This is a genomic window from Guyparkeria sp. SCN-R1 (assembly GCF_003932495.1).
In the GTDB taxonomy this organism is placed as follows: Bacteria; Pseudomonadota; Gammaproteobacteria; order Halothiobacillales; family Halothiobacillaceae; genus Guyparkeria.
Genome location: NZ_QZMT01000009.1, coordinates 17,773 through 30,642, shown reverse-complemented (window position 1 = coordinate 30,642; position 12,870 = coordinate 17,773). Strand labels below are relative to the sequence as shown.

10 protein-coding genes are annotated in these 12,870 nt (G+C 59.7%); 8 read left to right on the top strand and 2 right to left on the bottom strand.

Annotated features, from left to right (window positions below):
• Positions 1–8: 8 nt before the first annotated feature.
• Genes pepN through D5687_RS06520 form a run of 4 tightly spaced genes read left to right on the top strand, consistent with a single transcriptional unit; the run spans position 9 to position 5,388 of the window.
• Complete coding sequence (pepN, locus tag D5687_RS06535) at positions 9–2,666, top strand: aminopeptidase N (RefSeq protein ID WP_125198970.1); 2,658 nt, start codon at positions 9–11, stop codon at positions 2,664–2,666.
• A gap of 36 nt (positions 2,667–2,702) precedes the next feature.
• Positions 2,703–3,557: a flagellar motor stator protein MotA gene (gene motA, locus D5687_RS06530; protein ID WP_125198969.1), complete on the top strand. Its 855-nt coding sequence runs from the start codon at positions 2,703–2,705 to the stop codon at positions 3,555–3,557.
• Positions 3,558–3,584: 27 nt separating this feature from the next.
• On the top strand, positions 3,585–4,610 hold the full coding sequence (gene motB / locus D5687_RS06525) for a flagellar motor protein MotB (protein WP_125198968.1): 1,026 nt from the start codon (positions 3,585–3,587) through the stop codon (positions 4,608–4,610).
• A gap of 7 nt (positions 4,611–4,617) precedes the next feature.
• Positions 4,618–5,388, top strand: coding sequence for a trans-aconitate 2-methyltransferase (locus D5687_RS06520; protein WP_125198967.1), 771 nt, complete (start codon positions 4,618–4,620; stop codon positions 5,386–5,388).
• Between the two features lie 99 nt (positions 5,389–5,487).
• Here the strand turns inward: D5687_RS06520 and D5687_RS06515 are convergent, their stop codons facing one another.
• On the bottom strand, positions 5,488–5,772 hold the full coding sequence (locus tag D5687_RS06515) for an RNA-binding protein (RefSeq protein WP_125198966.1): 285 nt from the start codon (positions 5,770–5,772) through the stop codon (positions 5,488–5,490).
• A gap of 322 nt (positions 5,773–6,094) precedes the next feature.
• Here D5687_RS06515 and D5687_RS06510 point away from each other — a divergent pair, with 322 nt between their 5' ends.
• The 4 genes from D5687_RS06510 (at position 6,095) to D5687_RS06495 (ending at position 11,395) form a co-directional block, all read left to right on the top strand.
• Positions 6,095–7,225, top strand: coding sequence for a ChaN family lipoprotein (locus D5687_RS06510; RefSeq protein WP_158611787.1), 1,131 nt, complete (start codon positions 6,095–6,097; stop codon positions 7,223–7,225).
• A gap of 124 nt (positions 7,226–7,349) precedes the next feature.
• Positions 7,350–8,651 (top strand): carbohydrate porin, encoded by a 1,302-nt coding sequence (locus D5687_RS06505; RefSeq protein ID WP_204742153.1) that lies wholly within the window; start codon positions 7,350–7,352, stop codon positions 8,649–8,651.
• 156 nt (positions 8,652–8,807) lie between these two features.
• Entirely contained in the window at positions 8,808–10,673 is a 1,866-nt protein-coding gene (locus D5687_RS06500; RefSeq protein ID WP_125198964.1) for a DUF294 nucleotidyltransferase-like domain-containing protein, read from the top strand.
• A gap of 8 nt (positions 10,674–10,681) precedes the next feature.
• Positions 10,682–11,395 (top strand): 3'-5' exonuclease, encoded by a 714-nt coding sequence (locus D5687_RS06495; protein WP_125198963.1) that lies wholly within the window; start codon positions 10,682–10,684, stop codon positions 11,393–11,395.
• An 86-nt stretch (positions 11,396–11,481) separates the two neighbouring features.
• Here D5687_RS06495 and D5687_RS06490 read toward each other — a convergent pair.
• Positions 11,482–12,854 (bottom strand): IS3 family transposase gene (locus D5687_RS06490; RefSeq protein WP_125198962.1). Its coding sequence is split into 2 segments (ribosomal slippage): positions 11,482–12,362 and positions 12,362–12,854, totalling 1,374 coding nucleotides; the frame shifts between segments, so codons are not numbered across the junction.
• Positions 12,855–12,870: the final 16 nt, after the last annotated feature.

The window sequence follows — 12,870 nt, the reverse complement described above, 5'->3', positions numbered from 1 at the left end:
AGGCCACCATGACCGAACGTCAATCGCATATCGTCCGCCTCGCCGACTACCGCCCGCCGAACTACCTGATTGACCATGTCGACCTGACCTTCGAGCTGGCCGCTCGCGGGACCCGAGTGGAGTCAACCCTGACCATCCGGCGCAACGGGGCCCACGACGAGCCACTGTGGCTGGACGGCGACGAGCTGTCGCTCGAATCGATCGAGCTCGACGGTGAGCCGTTGGCCAAGGACCAGATCGACGAGCGGGATAACGGCTTGTCGATCACCGGTTTGCCGGATCAGTGCCGATTGACCGTGGTCTGCCGTGTCGACCCGGTCGACAACACCACGCTCGATGGGCTCTACCAGTCATCCGGGAATTTCTGCACCCAGTGCGAGGCTGAAGGCTTTCGGCGGATCACGTTTTTCCCCGATCGGCCCGACGTGCTGAGTCGTTACCGGGTGACGTTGATAGCCGACAAGTCGAGCTCTCCGGTGCTGCTCAGCAACGGCAACCCGGTCGAGTCTCGCGATCTCGAGGGCGGCCGCCACCTGGCCGTCTGGGAAGACCCGCACCCCAAGCCCTCCTACCTGTTCGCACTGGTCGCGGGTGACCTCAAGTCGATCCACGATCAGTTCACGACCTGCTCGGGCCGGACGATCGACCTGGGGATCTACGTGGAGCCCCACAACATCGATCGTTGCGATCACGCCATGCGCTCGCTGATCAAGTCGATGGTCTGGGATGAGGAGACCTACGGGCGTGAATACGACCTGGACGTGTTCAATATCGTCGCGGTCGACGACTTCAACATGGGCGCGATGGAGAACAAGGGGCTGAACGTCTTCAACTCCAAGTTCATCCTCGCTCGCTCGGAGACGGCCACCGACCACGACTACGAGGGCATCGAGTCGGTCGTGGCCCACGAATACTTCCACAACTGGTCCGGCAACCGGGTGACCTGCCGCGACTGGTTCCAGCTGTCGCTCAAGGAGGGCTTCACGGTCTTCCGCGACCAGGAGTTCTCGGCGGACATGGGGTCACGGGCCGTCAAGCGCATCGAGGAGGTCAATCTGCTCCGTCAGGTTCAGTTCCCCGAGGATGCCGGTCCGCAGGCCCATCCCGTGCAGCCCAAGGAATACGAACAGATCAACAATTTCTACACCGCAACCGTCTACAACAAGGGCGCTGAAGTGGTGCGGATGTGGCACAACCTGCTCGGCTGGGACGCGTTTCGCCGTGGCACCGACCGCTACTTCGAGCGTTTCGACGGTCAGGCAGTCACCATCGAGGACTTCATCGACGCGATGGCCGAGCAGGCGGATTTCGATACCGCCCAGTTCCGACGTTGGTACGACCGGGCGGGTACGCCGGTCGTGCACGTGAGCAAACACCTGGAAGGTGACGAGCTGGTAGTCGACTTCCGACAAGAGGTACCAAAGGTCGCCGGGCAGGACGATGACGAGCCGTTCGTGATTCCACTCGGGCTGGCGGCCTTTGATCGTGACGGCCAACCCGTTGCACTCGGCGGACCGGACGGCAACGGCGAACAAGCATTGACCCTGGTGCTGGCCAAAAAGCAGGAAACTCGACGTTACTCCCTGCCGGGCGGGTCCGAATTGCCGGTGCTCTCGCTCAATCGCGGTTTTACCGCACCGGTCAAGATCGAACACGATTACGATGCCGCGGATCTGGCGTTGCTTGCCGGTGCCGATACCGATGAATTCAATCGCTGGGATGCCTACCAGCGCCTGGTGATGAAGACACTGGTCGAACGAGTGCGTGACGCCGAGGAACATGGAGAGTGGCCGGAAACCCGGTTACCCGACGGTTTGAGCGAGGCCTTCGGGCGATTACTGCACTCGGCGGTGGGCACGCAGGGAAGTGCCGATCCGCGCTTTGTCGCCGAGTGCCTGACGCTGCCGAGCGAGAATTACATCGCCGAGCAATTCACGCAGGACATCCCGGTGGATGCCATCCACCAGGCGCGTGTCGAATTGCGGGAGCAATTGGCCAACGAGTGGTCCCAGACCTTGGTTCTGGTGTTCGAGAAGCTCGCCGTCGAGGGCATTTACCGTTTCGATGGGGTGGATGTCGGCCGCCGGTCATTGCGCGCGCAGGCATTGTCGTACCTGAATGCGCTCGATCACCCGGCTTGGCGTCGCCTTGCGGCCGAGCAATTCCGCGAAGCCGACAACATGACGGAGCGCTTCAACGCGCTAACGGCGCTGTCGCTGCGGGCGACCGCTGAACGTGACGAGGCGCTCGAGGCCTTCGCCAACGAGTGGAAAGACGACCCGCTGGTCATGGACAAGTGGCTTGCCTTGCGGGCGCGGATCGTCGACCCGGATGACATGGAGACATTGGCGGCACTCGAGGCGCATCCGGCGTTTTCGATCCGCAATCCGAACCGGGTGCGTGCCCTTGTCGGCACGTTCTCGCGGGGCAATCCGGTCGCGTTTCATGCCGCGACGGGTTCAGGATATCGCTGGGTTGCCGACAAGATCATTGAGATCGACGGCTTCAACCCGCAAATCTCCGCCCGAATGGCGACGGTTTTCAGTCGTTGGCGCCGATATGATGGCGGGCGTGCCGATCGGATGCGAGGGGAACTCGAGCGCATGCTGGATCGCCCCGATTGTTCACCCGATCTGGCAGAAATTGTTGGTAAGGCGCTGAAATAAAATAATAATGATCCGTGAATTGGAGACGATTAGACCATGATGGTTGCAATTGGCTGGCTCGTGGTGCTGGCAAGTGTGATCGGCGGGTTCATGCTCGCCGGTGGGCACCTGATCATTCTCTTCCAGCCGATCGAATACCTGATCATTTTCGGGGCCGCCGCAGCGGCGCTGGTGGCAGGCAACTCGCCGAAAACCCTCAAGGCCACCATGGGCGGTTTCGGCACGGCCTTTAGGGGCTCGCGTCATGGCAAGAAGCTCAACATGGAAACGCTTGCGCTGCTTTACACGATATTTACTCGTGCGCGCAAAGAGGGGTTGATGGCGATCGAGGAGGACATTGACGACCCTGAAAACAGCGAGTTGTTCAAGAGTGCTCCCACCGTGATGAAGGACCATCACACCGTCGAGTTTATTACCGATTACCTGCGGTTGATGGTCTCAAGTACGCTCGACGTGCACCAGATCGACAACTTGATGGACCTGGACATTGATACCCACCACGAAGAGGCTGACTTGCCTCGTTCGGCGATAGCCAAGTTGGGCGAGGCCCTGCCGGCTTTCGGTATCGTTGCCGCGGTTCTCGGCGTGGTACATACCCTCGAGTCGGTCCACCTGCCGCCGTCGGAGCTTGGCAAACTGATCGCCGCAGCACTGGTGGGGACGTTCCTCGGTATTCTCGCGGCCTACGCCTTCGTCAACCCGGTGGCGAACAACCTTGAGCACAAGATCAACGACTCGACCAAGTACCAGCAAAGCATCAAGGCGGCGTTGATTGCGTTCATGAACGGTTACCCGCCGCAGGTGGCGGTCGAGTTCGGTCGCAAGGTGTTGTTTTCCTCTGATCGGCCGAGCTTCACGGAACTCGAGACGTTTCTAAAGGAAAACAAGTGAACCGGTTGAGGACGGGGTAGAAACACGGTGGCCGAACAACCGGATCAAAACCAACAGATCGTCATCAAGAAGGTCAAGAAGCGCCACGGTGGTCATCACGGTGGTGCCTGGAAGATTGCCTATGCCGATTTTGTGACCGCGATGATGGCGTTCTTCCTGCTCATGTGGCTGCTGGGCTCCATGGGAGAGGAAGAACTCAAGGGTATCTCGGAGTATTTCTCCAACCCGACCAAGGTGACACTTGAGGGTGGTAACAGCGCGGGCATGAGCGAAAGCCTGATCGACGGCGGCGGGGACGACCTCACCCGCCAGGAAGGGCAGGTACAGGCCGGCGATAAGCCCACGCCCGAAAAGCGGGATACCCGATCCGAGGACAAGACGGCCGACCCGTCGGAAATGACCCAGGAAGAGATCCAGGAGCAGATCGAGGCGCTGGAACGTGAACAGATCGAAGAGCTCAAGGAACGCCTGGAGTCATTGATCGAGGTCGATCCCGCGCTCAAGGCCTACAAGGACCAGATAAAACTCGACATTACCCGCGATGGTCTGCGTATCCAGATCATCGACAAGGAAAACCGCCCGATGTTCGAGTTGGGATCCGATGACCTGCAAGGTTATGCCGACGAGATACTGCATTCGCTGGCACCGGTGTTAAACGATATGCCCAACCGCCTGTCGATCGAGGGTCATACCGACGCTCGTCCCTTCGGTCGGGAAGAGCGAAGCAACTGGGAGTTGTCCGCCGAGCGTGCCAATTCGGCTCGTCGCTCACTGGCGGAGTATGGGTACCAGCAAGACAAGTTCCTGCAGGTCATTGGTATGGCGGACGCTTTGCCGTTCGTTGCTGAGGACCCGCTCGACCCGCAGAACCGTCGGATCTCGATGACGGTGATGAGGGAGTCTGCAACCCGCCGAATACTGGAACCCTCTCGAGAGGGCGGGGTGAATGTCGAGGATCTCCTTGATCGCCCGATGGGCGCAGCGGGCCAGGGTACCGGGGTGAGCGACACCCCCGATGCCGCCAGCCCGACCGACGCCGAAACCAGTCCGTAATCTCACCGTGCGTCGTCATCTGGCCCTGTTGATCGGGTTTGCCATTCTGGCACTCGCAATATTGGCGAGTCTCTTGATTTCGCGGGCCTGGATGCAGTGGCAGGGTGAAATGCCGGACGCGTGGCTAATCGCGTTGCTAGCCGGCGTGTTGGCCATGTTGATGGGGTGGCGCCTGTTGCCGCCGTGGTGGCGTGGCGTGCTGCTGGTGGCCCCGCTGGTCATGTGGGGTGGGTTACAGATCCATCCGGGCTGGTTCCTTGCCGCGGCTGTGATCCTGTTGCTGATTCAGTTCAACGCCATTCGCCACCGGGTGCCGCTATATCGCTCTGGGACGGCGGTGATCGAGGCATTGTCCGAGGAAATTCAACAACGCGGTCTTCGTCAACTGGCCGACGTGGGCTGTGGCGACGGCCACGTGATAGCGGCCTTGGCCAGACGTTTTCCCGAGACGCAATTTACCGGCTTTGAGACCGCGCCGTTGCTCTATTTGCTGGCTCGATGGCGCTGCCGTCACCTGTCGAATTGCCAGGTGATGTTCCGTGATTTTTGGCGCGTGTCATGGCGTGAACAGGATGCGGTATTCACCTTTCTTTCACCCGAACCGATGTTGCGGATCTGGCGCAAGTGTCAACGCGAGTTGCCCGAAGAGGGCGCCCTGTACTCGCTGGCCTTCGAGGTGCCTGGGGTCGAGGCCGAGTCCTTGATCGGTGCGGGGCGGTTCGACTTGTATCGTTATCCCCGACTGCCGCGGCAATCGACGATATCTGAACCCGAGTGAACGGCAACTCGCGATCGCCGGCTAGGGCGGCACTCGATCATCCAGAAACAGAAAAGCCGGCCATAATGGCCGGCTTTTCGTCATCTCCCGGAGGGCGTCTTAGTAACGCGAACCGAAACCACCGCGGTCGTTGGTACGCTCGCGCGGACGCGCTTCGTTGACACGAACGGTGCGGCCGTCCATGTCGGTATCGTTCAGCGCTTCGATGGCCTTCATGCCGGCGTCCTTGTCGGTCATCTCGACAAAGCCGAAGCCCTTGGAACGACCAGTGGCCATGTCCTTGATCACCTTGGCGGATTTGACTTCGCCGAAGGCTTCGAAGGCGGCCTGAAGGCCCTGATCATCCTGGGAGTAGGGCAGGTTGCCCACGTAAATATTGATCATCTCGAAAACAAACTCTCAAAACCGTGCTGATCTGGCGACCGGCCGGGGTGTTCAGCACGCATCCACCCCGGTCGGATGAAGGTAACGAACTCACCACACCAGGCTTGCGCCAGGCTAGGGATCGGATCCTTCATCCGATTGACAGTAAACCATTCGGGCGCGAACGCAAGCAGTGTTTTCAGTGGATCTAATGGTGTGTGGTTTTCCTGCGTCAGCCGCCTTTGGAGCGCCCCTTTGGAATGTTTTGGGGTGCATCAGGTCCGCCGCTGGGCGGTTTCCGATGGTTAGACAGAAACGCGCAATCGTTCCACTATCGGTACCTTTGAATCAGGTATTTCCCCCTTTAAAGCAGGGTGAGGGCGTTGCACGTGAGGCAAATCGCCCTCGATTTACTAAGCTCCGGTTCAAATTGCTTTTGCCCGCCCACTCTATGCCCCAGCTGAAAGGAGTCGATCTGTCACGCATGGACCCGATGGCATCCCCGGACAAATTGACTCCAGTGGTGGTCCGGTTTCGCCGGATGGTTTCCCGAATTGTGCCTCTGCTTTGTGGGCTTGCCGTTTTGCTGGCGTTTTCCTGCGCTCGGGCTGAGGCATCAACGCTTGTTGGTAGCTGGTGGGATCTCCAGGGTCAGAGTGTCACGGACGACCAGGCACTGGATCGCTTGCGTGATGCCCCCGTGATTCTCCTCGGCGAAGTTCATGATTCCCAGCCTATCCATCGGCGACAGATCGAGCTTCTTAATGCTTTAAACGCTCCACTCGTGCTGGCCCTCGAACAACTCGATCTGGGCGGGGACGGCGAGATCGATCGTCTCAATGCCGAGAGCTTTGAAAACGGTCGAGCGCGAGCCCAAGCGGGTGGGTTCGATTTCGACGGCTGGGGGTGGGAACACTACGGCCCGTTGTTCGACTGGGCAACCGAAGGTCGAGTGCCGCTTTGGCCACTGAACCTGTCGCGGGAGAAGGCCATGGCGGTGGCCATGGCAGACGGTGTCGGCTGGCGTGCCGAGCTGGATGCCGACGCGCTCGCATGGGTCGATGAAATTGCCCCGGAGCTGTCCCTGCCGACCGAGCAGCAGCGCGGTTTGGTCGAGGTCCTCGAGCAATCGCATTGCCAGGAGATACCGGCCGACATGTCCAGCCGCATGGTTCGGGCGCAGGTCGCGCGCGACGTGTTGATGGCCAAGGCGATCATGGCCGCACGGGAAGCCTACCCCGACCGCCAGATCATTGCCGTGATGGGCAACCAGCACGCCCGGCTGGATCGAGGCGTTGGGTATTGGTTGGCCCAGGTGGCGGGAAAGACGCGTTTGGACGTCATGTCCGTCGGCATGGTGCCGATAAATCATTTGAGTGACACCCCCGGACCGGACGACGCGTTCGACTTGCGATTGATCATGCCGGAAGTGTCTCGGGAGGATCCTTGCGCGCCGGCGGGCGAAACAGAGTAAGGGTGCTGATATTGGCAGAGCCCGAGGGGCCGCGCTAAGGGGGCTTGCACGCCGTGTTAACGTGGCGTCGGCCACAAAATAAAACGATCAGAGCCGTTGATAAACAACGAAGAAAGAGGGATCGATGATGAAGAAGCAGTTGTTAGCAATCTCCATCGGTGTGGCGCTCGGAACCTCGCCGCTGTCCGCGACGGCGGCGACCAGTGATGCCAGTGCCGAACGCATCATGCAGGAGCTCGAGGCACTAAAGCAGCGCGTCGAAACCCTGCAGGGTGAATTGGAGAAAGAGCGCGCACGCAACGACCAGATCGAACAGAAACAGGCAGATCAGGCCGAGCAAGTCGCCAAGGCTGAAGAGAAGGCAGAAGCCTCCGAGCCGGATATCAATGTTGGCGGCGCGGTGCGGTTTAATTACACCTATAACGACGCCAACGAAGGGAACGACCGAGGCGGTGACTTGGCCTTTGACACGTTCCGCCTGAACTTCGATGGTGAAATCAATGACGTGATCTTGTCCGCCGAATGGCGTTGGTACGAGTACATGTCCGTGATCCATCATGCTTGGGTTGGTTACGAGTTCACGGATGACCTGATGGCGCGTGCCGGTATCTTCCAAGTGCCTTTTGGCGTACTGCCGTATAACTCCCACAACTTCTACTTCTCCTCGCTTTATTACGTGGGTCTTGAGGACAACTATGATTTTGGGGTGGGCACCACATACACGCCGGGTGATTGGCGTTTCGACCTCGCGCTGTTGAAGAACGACGAGCGCGGTGGCTCTAGCCTTGAGTCTTATTCCTCGAATGTCGTTGGTTACGATTACGAAGATACGGCCGCTATTGATGACGTTGACGGAGCCAGAGATTCTCAAACCGTAAATACGTTGGCGGCTCGGGCCGAATACGATTACAAGGTGAGCGATCAACTCACACTTAAACCAGGCGCGTCAGTGAAATATGGCCAGTTGGATGGTGCGAGCCCCGGTGGTGACGGTGACTATTACGCGGCAGCAGCACACCTTGTGGCTGACTATGACCGCTGGAACCTGCAACTGCAGTACACCGACTGGGAATACGATCTGGATGACTCCGATGCTCAGTTCATGAACTATGGCTATTACGCTGGCTTGTATACCGGCCCGCTATCCGCCAAGGCGATTACGGCAAACCTGGCCTACACGTTGCCGGTTGAATGGGGCCCGGTGTCTTCGTTGACGTTCTACAATGATTACAGCCTCATTTACGACAAGAACAACGACTACGAAGACACCTACATGAACGTCACGGGCATGGCCGTGGCTGCAGGTGGTCTGTACACCTACTTCGACATCATCAACGGTCAGAACCAGCCGTTTGTTGCCGACGGCATGACCTCTGATGGCGGCAGCAACACGATCTTCAATATCAACGTCGGTTACTACTTCTAAGGCTCTGAAAGTTCGGACCGAAGCGAGAGGCGGGCGAAAGCCCGCCTTTTTTGTGCCAACCTCTCGGGGCAGGCGTGCGTCCGACAGCGACCGCAGAGCAGGTACCCACCATCGGCAGAGGCAGTAGATGGGGAAGTCCAGGAAATCAGCGAACACTTGCGTCACTACCCGCCGTTCGATCGACTCGACCGGAAATGGCTGGACCAGATTGCAGCCCGCACGGACGTGGCCTATTACCGTGAAGGCTCGATGATTCAGGAGTACGGCGAGCCGATAGACACGCTGCGTTACATCCGTAGCGGGGCGGTCGAGGTCTATCGCCACAACGGCGAGTTGTACAACCGGATCGGGGAGGGCGATATCTTTGGTCACACCGGCCTCCTGCACAATCGCCGAGTGCGGTTCCCGGTTCGCGCAATCGAGGACACGCTGATCTACCTGATCCCGGTGGAGGTCTTTGACCGTCTCTGCGAGGAAGACGACCAGTTCGCCGATTTCGTCGAGCTGTCCGGTCCTCGTCTCCAGTCCACGGTGGAACAGAACGAGCGCGAAAACGACCTGATGGTCAGCCGTGTTCGGCGCTTGCTGACCCGGGCTCCAGTAAACATCGAGGAAAACGCCTCAGTGCATGAGGCGGCACGGTTGATGACCGAACAGCAAGTCTCCTCCATCCTGTTGCTGGCTCGGGCCGAGGAGGGGGATGAGCGTGCCTTCGTTGGCGAGGATCACGGCCATTGGCACCTGACCGGTATCCTGACGGATCAGGACCTGCGTGGCCGGATACTGGCCGCCGGGCTGTCGGGGGAAACCCCGCTGTCCGAGATCATGCACGACCGGCTGATCACCATCCAGTCGGACGAGTCGGTCTACGAGGCCATGCTCGCGATGTTGCGCAACAACGTCCACCACCTGCCAGTGCTGCATCGGCGGCGCCCGGTGGGTGTGGTGCATCTGTCGGATATCGTGCGTTACGAAACGCACAGCAGCATGTATCTCGTCAGCAATATATTCAGCCAGGGGTCGGTTAAGGGGCTTGCTCGTTTGATGCCGGACGTCCGGGCGGCCTTCGTGCGGCTGGTGGATGACGGAGCGACCTCGCAGATGATCGGTCAGGCGATGTCCAGTATCGGTCGAAGCCTGATCAGACGGTTGATCGAACTGGCCGAGGCGGAGTTGGGCCCGCCGCCGGTGCCCTATTGCTTCATGGTCAATGGCTCGATGGCGCGAAACGATCAGACCATCGCCACGGACCAGGACAACGCCCTGATCCTGGATGATTCCTTCGATCCCGAGCAGCACGATGCGTGGTTCGCTGCATTGGCCAAACGCGTGAGCGACGGCCTGCATGCCTGCGGTTATCCCTATTGCAGCGGCGGGATCATGGGCACCAACCAGAAGTGGCGCCAACCGCTGTCGGTGTGGCGGCGTTACTTCGAGGAGTGGATCGATAAGCCGGATCCGGAAAAACTGTTGCACAGCTCGATCTTCTTCGACCTCGAGGCCGTGCACGGGGAGGAGTGTTTCGTCGAACAGCTACAGGATCTGATCGCGCAACGCGCCAGTCAAAGCCCGTTGTTTCTTGCCGCCCTGGCGCGCAATGCACTCAATCGCACGCCGCCGCTGGGCTTTTTCCGGACCTTCGTCATGGAAAAGGACGGGCAGCACAACAATTCCATCAATCTCAAACGGCGTGGCACGGCGCCGCTGGTGGACGTCATCCGTGTGCATGCCCTGGCGGTCGGTTCGCGTTCGCAGACTTCGTTCGATCGCCTCGACGATATCGTCCAGGCAAACTCGTTGCCGGCAGGCCAGGCCGACAAGCTGCGTTACGCGCTGGAGTTCATCTCGATGGTCCGCATCCGGCACCAGGCGCATGATCTCAAGCATCACCACGCGCCCGACAACAACATCGAACCGGAGAACGTGTCGGATGGCGAACGCCACAACCTCAAGGATGCCTTTCACGTGTTGAGCAACGCACAGAAATTCCTGAGGTTTCGTTACCCGATGCCCAGTCGCTGATCGTCCCCATGTCGAACCCACAACAAGAAGAATCCACCTGGCCCGCTTTCTTTGCCGACCAGTCCAAGCGTTGTCAGGATCCGGCGCTGCGGATGTTTTACGCGGCGGGGGTGCCGGCACCACAGTCTCCCATACGTGACGTGCCGCTGGTGGCATTGGATTTCGAGACCACCGGGATGGACGTCCATCGCCATGCCATCGTGTCGATCGGCCTGGTGCCATTCGACCTGACACGAATCCGCCCGTCGGCGGGGCGTTACTGGGTCGTCCGTCCGCAACGGCCGCTGGACGAGGCCTCGATCCGGTTCCATCGGATTACGCATGCCGAAGTCGCCCACGCACCGGATCTCGACGAGATCCTCGACGAGTTGCTGGCCGAACTGGCGGGCTGCCTCGTGGTCGTCCACTTTCGCGGGATCGAACGGCCGTTCCTGGATGCCGCCGTCCAGGCGCGTCGCGGTGAACGCTGCCTGTTTCCGTTGATCGACACCATGAGCATCGAGGCCCGTGAGGTGCGCCAAGGGGGATGGAACCGTCTCAAGGGGATGCTGCTGGGAGCGCGTACGTCGATCCGGCTGTCTGACACCCGGACACGCTACGGCTTGCCAACCTACTCGGCACACCACGCCAAGATTGACGCGCTGGCAACCGCCGAGTTGCTGCAGGCGCAGATCGCGAGGCACTATTCACCCGATACGCCCGTGAGTGAGCTTTGGGAATAACCTAGCGCGAGACTGAAATGATTTGTGCCTGAGCAAGAAAAAAAAGGCGGCCGATTTGAACTGACCCCCAAAAGTTGGACGGTTGGTTAGCCGGTCACCAAGGCCTGAGTCCTGTATTCCACGGGGCTCAGGCCTTTTAGTTTCTCTTTGATTCGGTCGTGGTTGTAGTAGCGGATGTATCGCTTGAGCTCGGCGATGAGCGACTCGACGCTCCGGAACGTCCGTCCATGAAAGCACTCGGTCTTCAGGATCCCAAAGAAGTTCTCCATGACGGCGTTATCAAGGCAGTTTCCCTTGCGTGACATGCTCGGCTCGATCCCGTGCTGGCTCAAAGTTCGGCGGTATAGCGCCATCCGATACTGCCACCCCTGATCCGAGTGCAGCATCGGCGTCTCACCGTGCGCCAGCCGCTTGGCAGCTCGTTTCAGCATCGTCATCACCAAGGGCAACCTCGGACTGCGGGCAATCTCGTAGGACACGACTTCCTGGTTGTATAGGTCCAGGATTGGCGACAGGTAGAGGCGCTCGCCTCGCACTTTGAACTCGGTCACGTCCGTGACCCACTTGTGGTTGGGCCGATCCGTCTCGAACTGTCGTTGCAATCGATTCGGAGCCGTCAGTCCCTCTTTACCCCGATAGGAGCGGTAGCGCTTCGGCCGGAGGCGGCAGGCAAGCCCCAGCCGTCCCATCAAGCGCTGCACCGTCTTGTGGTTCAGCGGATGGCCCTGACGGCGCAATGTCCAGGTGATGCGCCGGTAGCCGTAGCGCCCCCGGTGCTGATGGAAGATGGCAGTGATGCGCCGCTTCTCATCGGCATACCGATCTGGCCGGGCAGCAGCCCGGCACCAGTAGTAATACACGCTGCGGGGCATTCCGGCCGCCTTGAGCAGCCACTTGAGGGCGTGCCTTGGTCTCAGTTCGGTGATCAGCCGCGCTTTTTCTTCTCGGCGGATCGCTTTTCCTGGGCCAAGGCCTTCAACTTTTTTAAGTACGCATTCTCCGCTTCCAAATACGCCAAACGTTCATGCAGCTCGTCCGTCGTCATGTTCTCTGGCGCCTTGGGGCGCTGGGTAAGCGGCGGCGAGTGGGGCTTGTGCTTGGCCATCTTGGGTGGTCTCCCGCGGCGTTTGGGCTCCAGTGCTGCCATGCCACCTTGGGCAAAAGCACGTTGCCATTGCTGAAGCGTTCTTTGCGCTGGAATATCGAATATGGCGCAAGTCTGGCGCGTGGACCAGCCTTCACTGGTCATGCGGTGTAAGACGGCGGCCTTGAAAGCCGACGAGTAGCGTCGATAGCGCTTTCTCAGTCCATCTTCCCCATGTGCCCGATACGCTGCGCACCACTTATCGACCGTGCCATGATCAATACCAAAGTGCGTGGCTGTCGTTCGGCTACCGAAACCGTCGTGCTCTCGATGCCGGACCACGCATAGCTTGAATGCCAAGGAATATTTGGCCATAGAAAAACCCCTGTCA

Bases quoted from the DNA above. Each gene is read 5' to 3' on its own strand.
- motA (WP_125198969.1), top strand. From the start codon at position 2,703: ATGATGGTTGCAATTGGCTGGCTCGTGGTGCTGGCAAGTGTGATCGGC.
- pepN (WP_125198970.1), top strand. From the start codon at position 9: ATGACCGAACGTCAATCGCATATCGTCCGCCTCGCCGACTACCGCCCG.
- D5687_RS06495 (WP_125198963.1), top strand. From the start codon at position 10,682: ATGTCGAACCCACAACAAGAAGAATCCACCTGGCCCGCTTTCTTTGCC.
- D5687_RS06505 (WP_204742153.1), top strand. From the start codon at position 7,350: ATGATGAAGAAGCAGTTGTTAGCAATCTCCATCGGTGTGGCGCTCGGA.
- D5687_RS06515 (WP_125198966.1), bottom strand. From the start codon at position 5,772: ATGATCAATATTTACGTGGGCAACCTGCCCTACTCCCAGGATGATCAG.